Raw genomic sequence first — 17,381 nt, forward strand, 5'->3', positions numbered from 1 at the left:
GGATGTGTCAGGATATGAACGACTTTCGGCCACTGAACGGATCAGGTACTCTCACAGACACCCAGCTCTTATGGCTGTACGTGATGCGCTCGGCGGATAAGGTCAATGAAACGAAAAGCATGTGCGACAAATGCCGAGTAGACCGCGCCACCGGAACACAGAAGCCGCATAATTGCCCGTCATGTGGCAAAGAGGTACACAACCACGCCGATCCGCTGCGCGAGGAGAAAATCGCGGTCATGATTGAACAGCGTCGTCAGCGATTAGAGGCACAAGCACGCAAGCAGGAAGAAGAACGCGCGCGAATTGAGGCGGAGTTGGAAGCGGAGCTGGAAGCTGGAGAGGAGGTTGACCATGAGCCAGACAAGCAAGAAGGGTGACGTTGAGTTTATCATCGCAGGCGACGATAACGTAACGCAGATATTCAAGGGGATCATAAGTGAACTGCAACACGTCAGGAATCAAACCCAGCAAACTGGGCGAGATGTGAACCACTCGTTGGATGACATGTCCACGTCCTCCCGGCGTGCAAGCGATGGCGTTGAAACGATTGGCGATCGGCTGGAACGACTTGGTCAAGAGACGGCCACGTTGAAAAAGCTGAATAATGAACTGCATCAAACTGAGGATAGTGCGCGGGATGCTGGTAGGGAGATGGAGCGAGGATTCAGGGATGGTGGACAAGCAGCGGAACGTGCTGAAAGCAAGGTAAAAGCATTGAAATCTCGGGTGACGGAGGTTGCGCGTGAGATGCGCAATATGTTCAGCGCCATCAACGAGGGAACGATGGGATTTCAAACATTCGTTGGTGATCAAATTAAGCGTGGAGTAGTGGTAGGTGGAGCTGCAACCATAGGATTTGCTGCCAGCTCGTTGCATAAGCAAGTGAACCAGGAGTATGAATTCGCAAAGCTTGGTTCTGTCGTGAAGTCGGGGTATATGGACGCTAAAGGAGTGTTGGATGAGAAGCGGTACAACGCCGAGTTTGCCGCCCTAAAGGAATACATCCGCCAGCAGGGGCTGCGATCAGACCGCGAAACGGACATCATGGGTGCAATCGGAATTTCATCGGAGCTGGCGAAAAACAATATGGGGCCGCAGCAGATCAAAGCCGCGTTGCCGGTTGTATCCGACTTTGCCCAGGCATCCGGTCTGGCACCAGACGTCGCCTCCAAGTATCTGGCCAACAAGCTGGAAGCGGCAAAAATGGCATACACCCCGGAGAATTTCGCCAAGGTCGCTGACCAGTTTATGAAAACGGTGGACATGTCCTCATTGGACCCGCAGGACCTATTGTATGCCGAGAAATACACGGACTTTGGTAATGCCATCGGAAACGTTGATTATGCGATATCTCAGGCCATGCAGGTGTTACTCTCAAAAATCAGCGTTGAGGGTGAAACGGGCGGTACGGCCTTGCGTACGCTTTTCTTAGAAAGCTCGAACATGAGTATTTCGGACAGCGCCAGAAGCAACGTATCTTCCGAAAAGGTTGGCCGCGCCATCGATGCCATCATCTCGCAGGTGAACAAGGTCAATGCTGCTGTTGATGCTGATAAATCGGTAGCTGCAGATCAAAAAGGAAATGAGAAAATACTTCGAAAAGCCGCCATCATGAACAAATACATGAACCAGTTGACAGCGGATCAGCAGCTTGAAGTTGGGGCGACGCTGTTCGGTAAAGAAGCAGCGAGCGTCACGACGATTTTTGCGAACGATGGTTATCAGAATCTACTTGAAACAATTGACGCAATTCGTGGCAGCAGCGGAATCACCAAGCGGTATGCAGATGACCGGGCGAACACTTCAAAGGGTCAACTGGTTGCGCTGGGAAAAGAGGTCGATGAAATCCAGAACAAAGTCGGCAGATCATTGGAGCCGTTACTCGCTGCGACGACCAAGCAAATGACTAACCTCGCGACGGAGGGGAAGTTCAGCTTTGAGGAGATTCAAAAGGGGGTAGACGAATCTGCCGACTCTCTCGCTAAAGAATTGAACCCAGAAATCGCGTCAGTATTTAAACAGCTATCAGACCTTACCGTGAACGGCTTCCAGATAGGTGTCGCACTAACACCGCTTGCTGAAGGAACCGGTAAAGCGATCATGAAGTTACTGAATGGCGATTTATCTGGTGCAGCCCATGAAATTGTCTTGGCGATCGATGCTACTGACCTCAAAATCGAGAACTTACCAGGTGAGTTGGAAGGTTTGGCAACCGCTGCGAAGAACGCAGCCATTTTCTTGGCGGCCATGATAGCAGTCGACAAAGGGATTAAACTTGCCGAGAATGGAAAGAAGATTTGGGATGCTGGTCAAAAGGTTGGGGAAAAGTTACGTGGTAACGAAGGTAAAAACACACCATCTACACTCGGTGATGAGCGAAATATTCGCGCGAATGTTGTGAATGTATATGGCAGTAAAGTTAATGGTAGTGGTAGCGGTAATACCACCCCTGTTCCGGCTAATAGCGGTAAAGGCTCTGAGGATCAGCAAAAGCCAAAAGGCGATCAAGAAAACAAAAATGAACAGCCAGAAAAAAAGAAAAAAGGTTGGTTTGACAAAGGTTCTGGTGAAAGTAAGGTCGATACTAACTTAGAAAAATGGGGTTCGCGAGGATTGATGGCGTATTCACTAGCCGATATGTTTGGAGCAACTGATTATATGCCAAACTTTCTGAATGAGTATCTAAGCGGATTAGGAATAGGGGCGTTTCTTAATCAATTTCTCGGTAATCCACTAAAGGGCGGCAAAGGCCCAGCAGCAATCGGCTACTTTTGGTACAAAGGATTAGATGCATATGGTCAATATACAAACGAACAAACCAGCAAACACTTTCAAGAGGATTACAATCCAACAGGCATAGATAAATGGGTTTACCGAAAATTCAAACCAGCAGACAAAAGCGTTGCGACATTCCCTGATTACTATTACATGGAAGATCGGGCGCATGTTATGGATTTTCTTATGAGTAAAAAAGGAGATCCTAAAGTATTATCGTACTTACCAGGATTTTCAGACTCATTGATCGATGAGGCAAAGCGGAACTCTGCTGGTAGCAAACCTCATTTGTTCAGCGGTTACGATGAAAAGAACATTGATGCGTACTTTGAAAAGCGTCTTCAGCAGTATATCAGTCAAGCAAACACTAATTACACATCGCCAGCCAGAACAAGAAAGACAAAAGAAGAGATGCAGTACGGTCGTCTCATGGATACTGATTCCCAGGTTGAACCTTACAAGGACAAGATGACCGCAATGATCTTAGAAAAACCAACTGCATCGACAGCGATGACATCACTTCTGCAACAATTCAGTCCGATTCTTGGCACGCTGGCACAGGTATTACAACAACCGGTGAAGGTTGAATCACAAAGTAACAATACCATTACCATATTTAATAAAACTCCATTGGAGATCGGCGCTGAGTTTTCCGAGAGCATCACGTCATATGCGAACAGGACTCACAACCAGCGAACATTAACGCCAATGCAAGCGGTCAAAATGAGACAACTCGAATAATGTCGAATGATGTCGTGATCAGATGATTGCACCCACATGAAATTAATGAGATAGTTTTTTAGGGGTGTACTTATGGATTTAATTTTAACGGCATTAATATTTGTTGGAGGGCTATTTTTCTTTAAAGGGCGAGTGAAATATCCAATCTGGCAAGCTTTTAAAACTGCCTTTATGGTGTTAGTTGCTGAATTTGTTATAATGCGCATTCCGTTTTTCCATAAGAATGAAGAAAGTTTTTTTGTTGGACTAGTATTGTTTTATTCTTTAGCTATCGTAATTACAGGACTTACATTTTATCGTTTTAAAGACAAAAAGATTCCAAAAAATGACGTAACCACACATCAAGGCGGCGAACAATGAAAGTTACTGCTAAACAATTCTTTTTGAATGAGGTTGAACGGATTTTTGTTGCCGATGCTGATGTGATAGAGGGATTTGCATATGAGGCTTATCAAAGGCATAAATGTGGAGAAGATTCATATGATAACTGCGTTTTCGTTTCCCATCTTGGATTTGAGAATGTATCTCCGAGATTTATTGAAGAGCGCGAAATGTTTAGTAAAATAAACAGGTTTCCAGTAATGTGGGGAGTGTATAATCTAACTAATCTGCCTACTTATATTCCAGACCGATATTACAAAACAGTCAGAGACATAGTAAAAAAATTATCAAACGCAGCAAGGGTGATAATCGGACAAACAAGATGTATGTTTGGTAATGCGTTAACCACTGTCGCTAAATTGAGCGAGGAATTGCAATTGTCGGAAACGACGGTCAAGAAGGGTTTAGAACAATTATTTAAGGTTGGAATATTAAAAGAAAGAGTCTCAATTGAGACAAGACTGCAAGAGCTTACCATAAACGAACTTAAGGTAATATTAAAGTCAATCGGAAGAAGAGTAAGCGGAAAGAAAGGCGACCTCATTGATAGAATCACTACAGATATAGATGAAAGTGAAATTATGGCTTTACTCCCTCAACACGTTACACATCCTGAATTGCTCGAATTAAAATGGGAATTGCCAGATGACTTACTAGACATCATGGAATACGAGATTGGAATTGGAAGATTGGTTTACCACTTTTTGCTAATGAAATTCAATTCGCAAGAACTAATTAATGAGTTTAGTTCATCTGAGAAACTGTATTACTCAAAAGTGATTTCCTCTCCAGATGAAATGACTATGTGCCATAACATCATGAATATTATGATTCCACTTAATAAAGCTAAGCTAGATGATCTGCCACCTTTTTACCTTGGTTGCAGGTGTAGCTTTATACCATCAAGCGGTAATTAAGCAAAAAAGCGATCTCGATAACGTCTTAATCAATCCGTACACTGTATGTAACCAAAGGAGCCTACTGGCTCCTTTTTCTTTAGGGGTGACAAACATGCCATTGCGATTCGAATCAAACCGCGGCACTATGAAATGGCCCTACAACCCACAACAGATCGAGTTCAGCAGCACAAAGCTGATAGTCGAACATGAGTACCCGCATCGGTGGGGCGCGGAGACAGAGGACATGGGCCGCAAGTCGGTTCGCGTGGATGTACGCGGTATCTTCTTGCAGAATCCGTCTGTTGAATCGCCGGAACCGCTGGTCCTGATGAACAATCTATGGAATCTGCACGAAACAGGTGCGATCGGCAAGGTACTGGGCAGCGAGTTAGGTGCAGCCGTAGAAGGACGGCTGTTTCGGATCATTGACCTAAAAGGCAGTCGTGAAGAGGGTACGGTAGGCGATATACCGTACTCTTTTACGTTCTTGGAACATTATCTGCCGCAGGCAATTGGGAAAGATGCGACGATCGCAGCCGCCAGCTCAGGCAAAACAGGTAACTCTACAAAAACTGCTGTCGCTGCCAAACCACAGACCAAGGACATCGTTTACACCGTTCGCTCAGGCGACACGCTATGGGACATCGCCAAGGTCTATTACAAAGACCCGTTGCAGCACAAAAAGATCAGCATGGACAACAACGTCACGGTAGCTGACATGAAGCCTGGCCTGAAGCTCAAGTTGAAAGGAGTGCCGGTCTAATGGCAGACAACTGGCAGAAGGTACTGCGGGCCGTCGTTGATACATTGAAAGGGCCACGCTGGGAAGTGAACCGCGTCAAAGAGTGGGACATCACGATCGATATTTCGCGCGCGGCGGATCGCTTTGTGCTGGACATCGCCAACGTGGAGGGCAATTACACTGACCTATTCGGTTTTGGTGATAAGGTAACGCTGCGGGCTGAAATGTTGGACGGCAGCCAGCCTGAAACAGTCCTGGCAGGTTTTATCGATGACCTCACTGAGAATTACTCGATCCAAGGCAATACACTCCGGATCGACGGTCGGGATTCAGGCGTCTACATTCTGGAGAATGACGCGATTCCGACGACACACAAAACAATCACATTGAAAGATTTGGCAGCAGGAATCCTGGGAGAGTTCGGGATTCCTTTTTCGTATTCGGGACCAACAATCAAGATCGACGGTAAGCAAATCCGCATCGGCCAGAATGGGTGGGATACGATCGAGGCGCATGCTTTGGAAAATGACCTGCGGCTCTACAGGATCGATGGAAAAGTCTACATCGGTAAGTTCCAGCCGATGACAGATGTTCAGTACACATTTGTTGATAACCGGTTGAACGAAAAGGAAATCGCGTATATGTCACTCAACCGGAAAAAGGCTGGATCAAGCCGCAAGCGGGAGATATGGGCTTATGGGACCGGAAAGGCCAAACCTGTTGTCAAACTCGCCGACAATTCACTACCAGCTGCATTCAAGCGTCGTCAGGTTGTGTCCGGCGGGAAGACAAGGGCGGACACCGAGAAGTCAGCCAAAGAACGGATGGCACGCAACAAGATCGGCAGCAACGAGATTGAACTGGTCATCAAGGGTACTCGGGTTATTCATCCGGGACGATGGGCGACAATTGTACGCCGGTGGGGGCCGCGCGGCTACACTGTGAAGTGGGTAATCGCCTCCGTACGGTACACATGCTCATCGTCGCGTGGAGAAACGACAACGGTCATATGCAGACCGATAGAGGAGGTGCTCGGGTGAGCAAAACATATGATGCTTTACATGCAGAGTGGCCAACAGAGATCGGCGTTGTAGACCGTGTGGAAGCCTCGCCGCAGGGTCCTACCGTGTCAACCGATGGGATTGGCGCGCCGATCGATGCGCTGCAAATGCTGCCGCCTGGTGTATACGCCATTCCCCCTATTGGCTCCAAGGTTGAATTCCTTCATACCGATGAGGGGCCACGTGCTGGATTGATGGTTGATTGGCCAGAGGAACAAGAGCTGATGGAGATGCTGGCGAAAAAGGTGCGGAACCTGCCGGATTATGTACCGGGGGATTTGCTTCTGTTTGCAGCTGGTGCAATGCTGCGCGAGGGGTATGTCCAGTACCTGCATTTCAAAGCGGACGGCAGCGTGAAGTGGAAGACATTGAATCTGGATGAACCAGACCCGAAACTTCAGGTAATCACTGACATCACCTCGAACAAGGACGGCATCAGCATCAAGACCAAGAGCTGGTCAGTCGTCGCAGAGTCAATTAGCCATACGCAGACAGGGGGTGGATGACGTGGACCCTATCATACAAATCCCCACCGGTTATAGTCTGGATGCCGCTGGCAACCTTAAAAAGTGGAAAACAGATAAACAGAAGCTGAAGCAACGGCTTATGAACCGGCTTGTGATCCAGCGTGGAGCAACATCCATCCCCGGATATGAGGAAACTGGCAGCCAGTTATACACGCTTAACCGATACAAGCGATCAGAGCTTGCTGCCCGGGCGCGCGAATTTGTGGAAGAGGCCCTGCAGCCTGAAGTGGACATCGGCCAGATTACCAAGGTGGCAGAGGTCACACTCAGTCTGACGGATGACGGAATCTATCAATTGGCTGTCGCGGTAGAGTTATCAGACGGAGAAATATTAGATTTGGAGGTGGGGAACGTTGGCGGAAATTAACGGCATCACTTTTGATGAGGACCTGAACGGCGTCCCTATCAAATCGTTCGAGCAAATAAGAGACGAAATTCTCTCAGAATGGGTCGCAGAGGTGCAAGAACTAGACATCCTGCCAGCGAGCGATGCACATATTCGCGCATCTGCCGTCGCTGGACAACTCTACGCCCTGTACGTCAGCGGCGCGGTCGGAGTGAACCAGTACATGCCAGACACGGCAACCGGTGACTACCTTGTGGCTCATGTGAAAGAGGAAGGGCTTGAAAAGAAACTCGCGACCAGAGCACATGGAGAGCAACTGCAATACCGACGCGATCCGAACCAAACGCGCACAGATACTACAGTCACCGTGCCAGCGGGCACCCGAGTTGTTACAAGCAGAGGCGTCATATTTGAATCAACTGCCGATGCCACACTTGCACCGAATATCCTGAATGCCACGGTACCTTTTCAAGCAGTGGATGCCGGTGCAAATGGCAACATATCGATCGGAGAGATTGTTTCGTTTTACGGACAGCCACCAGCGGGCATCAACTACGTGACCAACCTCGACGCTGCTGTTGATGGTTCGGATGAAGAAAGCGACGATACTCTGCGCGACCGGTATTTCGAGGCAACGCAAGAGGAAGAATGGGCAGGGTCACCAGCTTGGATGGAGGCGGAGGCCAAGAAAGTACCTGGCATCACATCTGCCACAGCGATCAAGAATGCGCGTGGCGAAGGAACGATGGATGTTTTAGTCACTTCCGGAAATGGCATCCCGAGCAACGAAAAACTGGCCGAGGTGCTGGCATATCTGTCTGATCCGACACGCGAGCCGATTAACGTCGACCTACGAGTGATTGCACCAGAAGGCGTGGCTATCAACCTGACAGCAAAAGCACCAGGAATCACGCAGGCACAGGCTGAGACTGTCTATAAGGCTTACCTAGCGTCGGTTGGTGGGGGCGGCACCATTTACCCATCCCGTATTGTAGCGGCGCTCATAAATGCCGGTGCGCAGTATGCCGAGGTACAGGAGCCGAGCGCGCAGATTGTTCTTTCACCAACACAGATGCCGCTACCGGGAGTGGTGACGCTTGTTTAATTTACGCGAGCAGTTGGCCAGCACCGGTCTTTATAGCGAAAGCGATCCAATATCCCGCGGCGAGCTGAAGGCATACGAGCGGCAACTCAATGACCTGCTGGCATGGCAGCAGCAGATGAAACGAGAGATGGCGCTGGACACAACAGAGATGTTGATTGAGCGATGGGAAAAGATTTACGACGTGATACCCAGCCAGACAGCCTCCATCCGAGATCGGCAAATTGATCTGCTGGTAAAACGCCAAGCCAAAGGCGTGCTGACGCAAGCCAAAATCATATCGGTTGCGAAAAATTTCGGGTACACAGCCAAAGTGATCAAGCATTTCCGCCCTTTCTGCTATCAGGTAGACATTCAGGAACGGAAATTCGATGTTACAAAGCTTGAAGCATTCCTGCTCAAAGCTGAACCTGGCCATCAAACCCATATCTTCAGTCACACGGAACCTGCCGAATCAATCATGATTTCAGCTTCATCCAGATCATTCGTGGTCGACTACCCGCTTTGTGGGATGTTCTATCCCGAAGATGAGGCGGAAGGGCGGATTTTCCGCGAAACGGTGGCTATAGCGAGCGCGGCGCGGGCAAACGTGATCGCTTACCCAATCACCAATGATTTTTATCCTACGCCGGAGGTGTAACGATTGGCAGATCCAATCATTCAAAATCGATTACTTGAATTACTGCGCGATGATTTGAGCGGCCATTTCGCAAGTGCCCTTGTGAACGTAGACGGTCAGATCAAGACGTACCCGATTTTCAACACGGTTACAGCAGGTTTGAAAGTGACCAAATACGTTTATTTGGACGATGTCCAGGCACAAGGACAGATACTCGGGGCCACGCTGGTGGACAGCGACGGAAATGCGTTGGCAAATAAACCGTTAAGCATCACAAAGGGCGACAGCGGGCTGCTGATCGCCTTTGAATTTTCTGTTGAAGTGAAAGCAGAGGTGACCTCATAATGCCATACTCAAAAACAAATTGGGTGGACCACATCGTTGATCCGGGCACGGGTGCGATCGTCCAGCAGGGAACAAAGGTAACGGCTAATCGAATGAACAAGCTGGAGCAGGCTGCAGCAGATGCGTTTGCACTTGTGGAGGGGCTTGCGCAGACAGCGGTGGGCAGCGCCGTCCTTTCTGGTCTGACCTTCACCAATACTGGTCTGACGGCCAACTTTACCGCAGGTACTGCCTACGTAAACGGCGTGCGCTTTGATGTTGCCGCCGGATCGCTCGCGCTGAATCCAACACAGGGGCAATACATCTACCTGGATAGCGATGGTATCGTGAAGAAAACTACGAGCCAAGCGACCGCACAGGCAAAGTGCCCGCTGTGGTACTTTGCAACAGATGCCAGCAACGTGATTACATCGACGAATCAGAGCAAAGCAGCAATCGTGATCACGCAGGATCAGCTTGACGCGGCGATCCAGACGTTAAAGCAGAAGGCGTCCGTAAAAGTCGCAACAACTGCAAACATCACTTTGAGCGGCACGCAGACGATTGACGGGGTTGCTGTTGCCATTGGCGATCGTGTCTTGGTTAAAAATCAAACAACGGCGTCTCAAAATGGCATCTACGTCGTTGCCACTGGCGCGTGGACCAGGGCGGCAGATGCGGACACGTCAGCCAAGGTAACAACCGGGCTTACTGTCTATGTGGAGCAAGGAACTGCGAACGCTCAAAGCCGATGGACATTGGCTACAACCGGAACTATTACGCTCGGGACCACGGCGTTATCTTTTATTCTAACCGGTGGAGTAATTGGTGGCGGAGCAAACCAGATTCCGACGCGCTCTGCAACCGGCGTCCTCACCGCAGACATCTTAACCAACTTCAAGAAGACGAAGAGTAGCAAAGATGCCAGCGGGATCTACACCGTGGTTGAATACCGAAGGATCGCCGACAATACGCTGTACATGCGTTCCACACTGTCCAATCCGGATGCAAAGGGCAATTACCAAACCGATACCCGTGTCTTCTACAAATTGGATGGCGCGACAGTGGACACTACGGTTACCGTTACGCTCACATATGACGCGGATGGTGATCTATTAAGTGAGGTGCCGAGCGCATGAGTGTAAGTGACATCCTCCGGGACCACGGGCTTGGTAAAGGCTTGAATGCTGCGGATAAGAAGGCGCTGATCGACATCGTCAATGTCGCTGACACGAACCAAAGCACGGTCAAGACGAACATTGTCAATGCGTTGAATGCCGTCAGCACGGACAAGGCGCTTGGGCTGGTTGCTGCATCGACATGGGCGGACATACAGGCGGCAATTCCTCAAGTAAAGACAGGTAAGCGGTGGGCAAGCGGAACAGGGAAGCTTGGATCGACCACTCATCCTCAAGGATACTTTCGAGCTGATGTGTCAGGGTTATCATTCACGCCCACCATAATTATCGTTACTAGCGATCTTTCTATGGGGGTATATTCCGCGACCTACACCATGAGGGATGGTGGATTCAACACATACAATGCGCATACTTTTGCGTGGGCGATCGCTGGGAATTACGACTACAACATAGGAGACAAAGCGACTTTTGTAAACGCAACAGGATTCAACCTTGCACTGATAAACGCAAGTGCGAACGCAAGTTTTAAATGGTTCGCTCTCGAATAAAGGAGGTAGCACATGGCGCAATTACCAAGCACAGCCTCGATAAAGGACATTATTGCAGCGCTGCAAGCGATGGAAGCTATCAACCAGAAGGCGGACCTTGTTTCTGTTGTTGGCAGTCCAGCACTAAGCACAGATGATGTAGCGACCATTATCTCGAAATTACAGACTGCGAAAAATACGCTTGCTGCGAATATCACTACGCAAGGGACAAGCGCAACGGGTACAGAAAGTTTGTCAGCGCTTGCCGCCAAGGTTACGGTGGGAAGTAGCGTACGGAGATGGGCGAGCGGTACTGGAACAACCGATTCTGGCGCAATATTGAACGTTAGTGGGTTAGCCTTTAAACCGAGCGTAATAATTTTGAAAATGAAGGCAGGAACTAACAATTACCGAAAGATCTTTCATGATGCTTCCTCAGGCAACTTTGACGCATCTACTGGCGGCACCTGGCCAATTGAAGTGGCTTGGGAAAGTTGGTACGACCCTGGTAACGGGTATAACCCTGCTATGAACTGGTACGGAACGCTTTCTAATAATGATAAATTTACAATTACAAGCAACTCATTTAGCACGCATTGTCCAGTTGCATCTGCGTCGGTTAGCTGGTTCGCATACGAGTAAAAGGAGGAATCGAAATGCAAACAATAGGAAGAAAAATCTATTTTGACAAGCTCTCAGGTAACGTCTTGGTAGACACCGGCGAGCGCGCGGGCTTTGTTCGCGAAACAACTCAGGAAGAGGACTTCCAATCCTACTCAGCCCTTTCTGAGCGTGTCCCGGCCACCGTAGGCTGCCTACAGCTTGAATACGGCCAAGATTCGGACAAGTTTGCCCAATACCAATATCGAGTCGATCCGGAAAAGCTGACCATCATTTGGGATCTGACTCCGCCTACAGCGCCGCTTGAACAGGTGAAGCAGGCAAAGATTGACTTCCTAAACGGTGAGTGTTTCAAAGCGATTTATGCAGGCTTCACTTCTGCGACGACCGGTCATACTTTCCGATTCAACGAAGAAGACCAGGCGAACTTCAATCAGCAGAGCACGCTTTTTCTGCTAAAGCCGGACCTTGCCGAAACCCAATGGAAGACGGAGGACGCCGGGATTGTAACTCTGTCGCGCGCGGAGTTCATTGAAGTGGTGTTTGAAGCCGGACAGCACAAGCAGCAGCAGATCGGGAAGTATTGGGGGCTGAAAGCACAGATCGAAGCTGCCACAACAAAAGATGAAGTCGATGCTATCAACTGGTAGGAGGTCGAGCGTATGCAACTACAGCGCTTTGACCTTCTTTTTGTTCGTGGCAGGTCGCCGCTTGCTCGCCTGATCGAGCGGGTGACGCACTCGCCATATAGCCATGTTGCAATCGTGCTGGACGAGCATCACATCGCAGAAACGGACTGGCGATTTCCGTTGCGATGGAACCACAACAACTACCCGCCGTGGCAATGCGACGTGTACCGGTATCGCGGCGAGCTGACGGCGGCGCAGGTAAGCGCTATGGACGCCTTTATCCGCGCGCATATCGGCACGCCGTACGACTTCTGGCAGACAGTAACCAACGGCCTGTATCTGCTTACCGGTTTGCCGATCCGCGACGCGCCGAACCGGATGAATTGCAGCGAGACAGTTGACCGGATGTTTGCCGCTGCCGGGATCAGGCTGACGTCAGCCGAGCTGGGCAAGGTATCACCGGCTGATCTGGCAAGGTCCAGCAAGCTACAGCGGATTGCATAGCGCTCTTTCCCACCGGAGAGGGCGTTTTTTCATGTGGAGCTGCTGAGGCGGCTTCTCTTTCTTTTTACATCATGACCACAGCCGCCCTGTGCCGAGCAGAGCAGTACAACCCCGAGCGGGGAAGGGAAGAGAGATATGGAAAACATCATCAAATCAGTAATCGCAGTCGGAGGCGCGGCAGCCTCTTTTCTTTTTGGCGGGTGGTCGGCGCTGCTGAGCGTGCTGGTCGCATTCGTAATTTTCGATTATGTCAGCGGCGTTGTGGCAGCCAGTGCGGAAGGCAAGCTGAAAAGCAAGGTTGGGTTGATCGGTATTGCGCGCAAGGTGTTCATCTTCTGCATGGTCGCGATCGCACACTTGGTTGACACGTCACTTGGCGACCAGAACTTCATGCGCGACGCGACGATCTTTTTCTACCTAGCTAATGAGCTGTTGTCGATCATCGAGAACGCTGGCCGCATCGGTCTACCGGTGCCTGAGCTTATCAAACAAGCAGTAGAAGTATTGAAAGGTAAAGGTGATCAACGTGGGAGTAAGTAAGGGGATTGACTGCGCAGTACCACTGACAGCTGACAAGGCAAAAGCGATGGCGGCAGCGGGCTATAAGTTCGCGGCGCGCTATCTGGTCCCGGAAGCATACGCGTGGAAGCGCCTGACCAAAGCAGAGGCAGCGGCTATTACGGCAGCAGGCATGCAGGTAGTCAGCGTATACGAAACGACAGCAAGCCGTCCAGCAGGCGGAGCCGCAGCGGGCAAACAGGATGGAGCGGAAGCATACAAAGAGGCGCAGCTCATCGGGCAACCGGTCGGCAGCGCCATTTATTTTGCCGTGGATTACGACGCGCAGGCCAAGGACTACGATGCAATTGAAGCGTACCTGCGCGCGGCTGCAACGCAGATCAAAGGGTACGAGGTCGGCGTTTACGCGTCCTACGCTGTCGTCGAGGAAATGGCACGGCGCGGTGCGGCAAAACACTTCTGGCAGACGTATGCTTGGAGCGGCGGCAAGAAATCGGCCAAGGCCAACGTCTACCAATACAAAAACGGCCAGACGATGGCCGATCACAGCGTTGACCTGAACGAGTCCTACGGTGACGAGGGCTGGTGGGACACTAATCCACAGCAACCACAAAAGCCTGTTGATAAGCCTGCAAGCAAGACGGCTGACGCAGCCACTCAGGCCGCGTTGAAAGAGTTGCAGGCTGCGGGCATCATCCAATCGCCTGAATACTGGCAACAAAACGCCTGCGACGGCGGCGTCGTGCGCGGTGATTATGCGGCTTTGATGATCCAGCGCTTTGCAAGCGTGCTGAAGCAAGCACCTGCCGCCCCGGCACCAAAGCCTGATCCGGCGCCAACGGAGCCGCAACCGAAACCGCAGCCGGAGCAGCCAAAAAAGGAGCCGAAGGACTGGGCCGAGATCGAGAAAATGGTCAAGGCGGCATCCGTACATGTCGAGCTGATCGGTGAAGGTACCGCAGTATTGCTGAAAGGCGGGTATCTCTTGACGGCAAAACACGTATCCTGCGGCAAACCATCTATCGATGTCAAAACGCAGGACAAGAAGAAACTCACCGCAACGTTGGTGTCGGAGCATCCGGGCATTGGAAAGGAAGAGGTGGATCTTGCCCTTTACCGGATCGATAATGCTCCGGCCAGCCTTCCTTATCTGACGCTTGCAACCGACAAGCTTCAGATCGGAGAGAAGCTAATGACCGTCGAAGCAGAGAACACAAAACAGGCGGTGCGCACGGGAATTGCGTGCGAGCTGAGCAATGCAACCTGGCCGTGGAAGTTCGACTGCTCGCTGCCCGTGGACAAAGGGAATAGTGGAGGTGCAATTGTTAACCAGTACGGCGAGTTGGTAGGGATCGTTATTCAGACATCATCAGTTATGGTGAAGAACGGCAATGTGTCCGAGCAAGTGCCTGGCGGGCGCGGGATTAACCTGCTCTATCCAGCAGTGCGGGATTGGTTACGAAAATACATATAGACAATGGCGACAGACCTCTCTGGTTAACCCCAGGGAGGTCTTTTTGTTTTTTCCTAAATTTATAAATTGTTCTCATTTGTTCCCGTTGATATTTTATCAATGTATGGGTATCATTAAAACATAACAAGGACATGGGAGCGGTTGAGATGATGAAATATTACCGTTTTACAAACAGCAGCAGCCCGATGAGCGACTGGGGCCATGCAATGTTTGCTGAAGATCGTAATGCAGTCGAACATTATGGACAAAACGAGTACACGCTCGACAAAGCGCATACCGTCAGCATCTACGAACTGGAGGAAATCATCAAAGAAGCTTGGGAAAATGATCCTTGTTCTGGATACGCTCACTTGGCAGCGGATGAAGCGTTCGATGAATTTTGTCCTGAAGACATCGTCAATAGCGCTCAAGCATTTGATTGTGAGTTGGTTTGCTGGCTGTGGGATGTAGTTCTCTTGCCAAAAAACATACTGGCAGTACGTACACAAGACGGCGCGATCTGCTTTGATGAGTCGTTGATCCAAAAGGTAGGTGCGTAACATGGACATCTGGACAGGCACAGGTATATGGGATGGGTGGCGGCTAACGACCGACCACTCCGCCAGCTCATACAACCAGCCGGTACTTGTTTCGCCGGACGGGCGCGCGTTCGGTCCCGGGGATATTGCAGGTACTTTTTCGCAGGCTGACCTCGCAAAAGCATTAAGTGTGTCGCCGCAGGCTATCACTGGGCGCCTTAAACGTGGGACTCTGCCGCCGTATGATGGTCACGATCACGTCGGTCGAGGCTATTGGCGATATGAGACGATACGTCACCTATTTACAGGGGACAATCAATGATCCAACGCTGTGTAATCTGCGACACAGAGTTTGCCTGCCGCCCCAGCGACAAGAAGGTCACATGCTCCGCACCTTGCCGTAGTGAAAGAGCGAGGCGCGTGCAGATCGGAAAAGGCAAGCAATGGGGAGAGGCGAGCAAAAAGGCGCTGGCCGAGCGCGGCCAGACACCAAATCTCAAAAAAGGTACACCTGCAGCTCAACGTAGCCCTAAGTCAGGCCCCTTTGAGACAAACCGAAACGCTCTGATTTGGACGATCCGATCTCCGGAAGGTGCGACGTACACCTTCCGGAATTTAAATCTATGGCTGCGCGAAAACGCAGACGTTTTACCGGGTACCGTCGATCAGGCCAGGGCTGGTTTTGGACAGATCAAGCGATCTCGGCTAGGCAAAACCAAACGCCCTGTTGGCAGTTGGAAGGGCTGGACATTGGTTTGCTGGGAAAAACCAGATGAGCAATAGGGAACCATCCTCCCTGGAAATCCATGGAGGGCTATTTTTCTTAAATTACTTAATTTGACACATTGAGAAACAAAAAATGATTTGCGCCGTAAAATGTATAAGGTTATATTTATTTTGATGTAAAATTTTAACTGGTGGGGGGAGTCCCATGCCACGTGATATTTTAACAATTGCGTCGGCCGTCAAGACATTGTATGAAGCCATATTTAATGTTTCTGGCGAAGAAAGCGATCTAACTGAGATGAAAATGCATAAGTTACTGTATTTTGCGCAGAAAAACCACTATAGTAACTTCGGTGAATGGCTCTTTAATGAAGATTTTGAAGGGTGGAAACATGGTCCGGTTAATAGAACGGTACGTAGTTCTTTTCATTTCCTTTCGACTTTTGATGGTGAATTATCTCCAGAAGAAGAGTTTACAATTCGTGAGGTAATTTACGAGTATGGAACTATGCCAGCTTGGCAATTAAGAAATCTTTCTCACGATGACTCGTGCTATAAAAAATCACGAATAGGGTTAAGTGAAGATGATGTGGGAAACAGAATAATCCTCAAAGAAAACATCATAAAAGACATTACATCCAACGATCCTGACTACACGACTGATTGTGGGGTGCACTAGGTTTGCCGTTGCCAAAGGATAATGTAGGAAAAATAGTTTCATTGCTTGAAAAATTTTTTGATGCTCAGGCAGGGAGAATGAGCGTTAAACGCCGCCCTGCCCTTATTATTGGTTATGAAACCAACTTTCGCTCAATTCACGATGTCGATTATGAACTATTACCAATTTCCAGTCTCAGCAATACAATGCCTGATCCCACTTACGATTACTTTGTTGATGATCAACTATATCAACAACTGTCGCTCACTCAGCCGAGTTACATAAGGACGCATAAAATAACTTGGTCTCATGTGAAGAATCTGAGAATTGAGAATCCAATATGTGATCTAATAAATATCAATCACAATATTTTTAATTCAATTCTCCAGCTCAACGAACAATGGGTTACAAGACGAACTAAAAAGAGTATATACATACCGGTTGCTATTGAAAGCACACAGAGCATTTAACATTCCACCTGAATAAGGTGGTTTTTATTTGCACGTTCCCCTCACGTTCGCATATAATAAACGAACAAACGTTCTT

The 17,381-nt window shown here is 49.5% G+C and carries 23 protein-coding genes and 1 pseudogene; all 24 read left to right on the forward strand.

Annotated features, from left to right (window positions below):
- The first annotated feature begins 14 nt into the window (after positions 1-14).
- The 24 genes and pseudogenes from ACTID9_RS01050 to ACTID9_RS01165 all read left to right on the forward strand — a co-directional run bounded on the left by ACTID9_RS01050 (position 15) and on the right by ACTID9_RS01165 (position 17,305).
- A complete protein-coding gene (locus ACTID9_RS01050; protein ID WP_441069425.1) occupies positions 15-380 on the forward strand; it encodes a hypothetical protein in 366 nt (121 codons plus the stop codon).
- On the forward strand, positions 355-3,519 hold the full coding sequence (locus tag ACTID9_RS01055) for a hypothetical protein (protein WP_441069427.1): 3,165 nt from the start codon (positions 355-357) through the stop codon (positions 3,517-3,519). Before ACTID9_RS01050 ends, ACTID9_RS01055 begins: the two co-directional genes overlap by 26 nt.
- 72 nt (positions 3,520-3,591) lie before the next feature.
- On the forward strand, positions 3,592-3,879 hold the full coding sequence (locus tag ACTID9_RS01060) for a hypothetical protein (RefSeq protein WP_441069429.1): 288 nt from the start codon (positions 3,592-3,594) through the stop codon (positions 3,877-3,879).
- A complete protein-coding gene (locus tag ACTID9_RS01065; RefSeq protein WP_441069431.1) occupies positions 3,876-4,817 on the forward strand; it encodes an SAP domain-containing protein in 942 nt (313 codons plus the stop codon). Before ACTID9_RS01060 ends, ACTID9_RS01065 begins: the two co-directional genes overlap by 4 nt.
- Positions 4,818-4,911: 94 nt before the next feature.
- Entirely contained in the window at positions 4,912-5,562 is a 651-nt protein-coding gene (locus ACTID9_RS01070; RefSeq protein WP_441069433.1) for a DNA circularization N-terminal domain-containing protein, read from the forward strand.
- Positions 5,562-6,581, forward strand: coding sequence for a phage baseplate assembly protein (locus ACTID9_RS01075; RefSeq protein ID WP_441069435.1), 1,020 nt, complete (start codon positions 5,562-5,564; stop codon positions 6,579-6,581). The genes ACTID9_RS01070 and ACTID9_RS01075 overlap by 1 nt, the downstream gene beginning before the upstream one ends.
- On the forward strand, positions 6,578-7,108 hold the full coding sequence (locus ACTID9_RS01080; protein WP_441069437.1) for a hypothetical protein: 531 nt from the start codon (positions 6,578-6,580) through the stop codon (positions 7,106-7,108). The genes ACTID9_RS01075 and ACTID9_RS01080 overlap by 4 nt, the downstream gene beginning before the upstream one ends.
- A gap of 1 nt (position 7,109) precedes the next feature.
- Positions 7,110-7,496, forward strand: a complete 387-nt coding sequence (locus tag ACTID9_RS01085) for a hypothetical protein (RefSeq protein ID WP_441069439.1) — start codon at positions 7,110-7,112, stop codon at positions 7,494-7,496.
- Entirely contained in the window at positions 7,483-8,580 is a 1,098-nt protein-coding gene (locus ACTID9_RS01090; protein ID WP_441069441.1) for a baseplate J/gp47 family protein, read from the forward strand. The genes ACTID9_RS01085 and ACTID9_RS01090 overlap by 14 nt, the downstream gene beginning before the upstream one ends.
- Positions 8,573-9,217, forward strand: a complete 645-nt coding sequence (locus ACTID9_RS01095) for a putative phage tail protein (protein ID WP_441069443.1) — start codon at positions 8,573-8,575, stop codon at positions 9,215-9,217. Before ACTID9_RS01090 ends, ACTID9_RS01095 begins: the two co-directional genes overlap by 8 nt.
- A gap of 3 nt (positions 9,218-9,220) precedes the next feature.
- Positions 9,221-9,541 (forward strand): hypothetical protein, encoded by a 321-nt coding sequence (locus ACTID9_RS01100; protein ID WP_441069445.1) that lies wholly within the window; start codon positions 9,221-9,223, stop codon positions 9,539-9,541.
- Entirely contained in the window at positions 9,541-10,659 is a 1,119-nt protein-coding gene (locus tag ACTID9_RS01105) for a hypothetical protein (protein ID WP_441069447.1), read from the forward strand. Before ACTID9_RS01100 ends, ACTID9_RS01105 begins: the two co-directional genes overlap by 1 nt.
- Entirely contained in the window at positions 10,656-11,207 is a 552-nt protein-coding gene (locus ACTID9_RS01110) for a hypothetical protein (protein ID WP_441069449.1), read from the forward strand. The genes ACTID9_RS01105 and ACTID9_RS01110 overlap by 4 nt, the downstream gene beginning before the upstream one ends.
- 12 nt (positions 11,208-11,219) lie before the next feature.
- Positions 11,220-11,828, forward strand: coding sequence for a hypothetical protein (locus ACTID9_RS01115; protein ID WP_441069451.1), 609 nt, complete (start codon positions 11,220-11,222; stop codon positions 11,826-11,828).
- Between the two features lie 14 nt (positions 11,829-11,842).
- On the forward strand, positions 11,843-12,457 hold the full coding sequence (locus ACTID9_RS01120; protein WP_441069453.1) for a DUF4376 domain-containing protein: 615 nt from the start codon (positions 11,843-11,845) through the stop codon (positions 12,455-12,457).
- A 159-nt stretch (positions 12,458-12,616) separates the two neighbouring features.
- Positions 12,617-12,940: a hypothetical protein gene (locus ACTID9_RS01125; protein WP_441069455.1), complete on the forward strand. Its 324-nt coding sequence runs from the start codon at positions 12,617-12,619 to the stop codon at positions 12,938-12,940.
- Between the two features lie 135 nt (positions 12,941-13,075).
- Positions 13,076-13,480 (forward strand): phage holin family protein, encoded by a 405-nt coding sequence (locus tag ACTID9_RS01130; RefSeq protein ID WP_441069457.1) that lies wholly within the window; start codon positions 13,076-13,078, stop codon positions 13,478-13,480.
- A gap of 46 nt (positions 13,481-13,526) precedes the next feature.
- A pseudogene (locus ACTID9_RS01135) lies at positions 13,527-14,099 on the forward strand (glycoside hydrolase domain-containing protein); the annotation flags it as partial.
- Between the two features lie 270 nt (positions 14,100-14,369).
- Positions 14,370-14,933 carry a S1 family peptidase gene (locus ACTID9_RS01140; protein WP_441072350.1) on the forward strand — a complete coding sequence of 188 codons (564 nt, stop codon included), beginning with the start codon at positions 14,370-14,372 and terminating at the stop codon, positions 14,931-14,933.
- Positions 14,934-15,079: 146 nt separating this feature from the next.
- A complete protein-coding gene (locus tag ACTID9_RS01145) occupies positions 15,080-15,472 on the forward strand; it encodes a hypothetical protein (protein ID WP_441069459.1) in 393 nt (130 codons plus the stop codon).
- Position 15,473: 1 nt separating this feature from the next.
- Positions 15,474-15,773 (forward strand): DUF3653 domain-containing protein, encoded by a 300-nt coding sequence (locus ACTID9_RS01150; protein WP_441069461.1) that lies wholly within the window; start codon positions 15,474-15,476, stop codon positions 15,771-15,773.
- A gap of 98 nt (positions 15,774-15,871) precedes the next feature.
- On the forward strand, positions 15,872-16,234 hold the full coding sequence (locus ACTID9_RS01155; RefSeq protein WP_441069463.1) for a hypothetical protein: 363 nt from the start codon (positions 15,872-15,874) through the stop codon (positions 16,232-16,234).
- Positions 16,235-16,382: 148 nt separating this feature from the next.
- Entirely contained in the window at positions 16,383-16,856 is a 474-nt protein-coding gene (locus ACTID9_RS01160) for a Panacea domain-containing protein (protein WP_441069465.1), read from the forward strand.
- 2 nt (positions 16,857-16,858) lie between these two features.
- On the forward strand, positions 16,859-17,305 hold the full coding sequence (locus tag ACTID9_RS01165) for a hypothetical protein (protein WP_441069467.1): 447 nt from the start codon (positions 16,859-16,861) through the stop codon (positions 17,303-17,305).
- The last annotated feature ends 76 nt before the right edge of the window (positions 17,306-17,381 follow it).

It is taken from the genome of Brevibacillus fluminis (assembly GCF_052072235.1).
Taxonomy (GTDB): domain Bacteria; phylum Bacillota; class Bacilli; order Brevibacillales; family Brevibacillaceae; genus Brevibacillus_D; species Brevibacillus_D fluminis_A.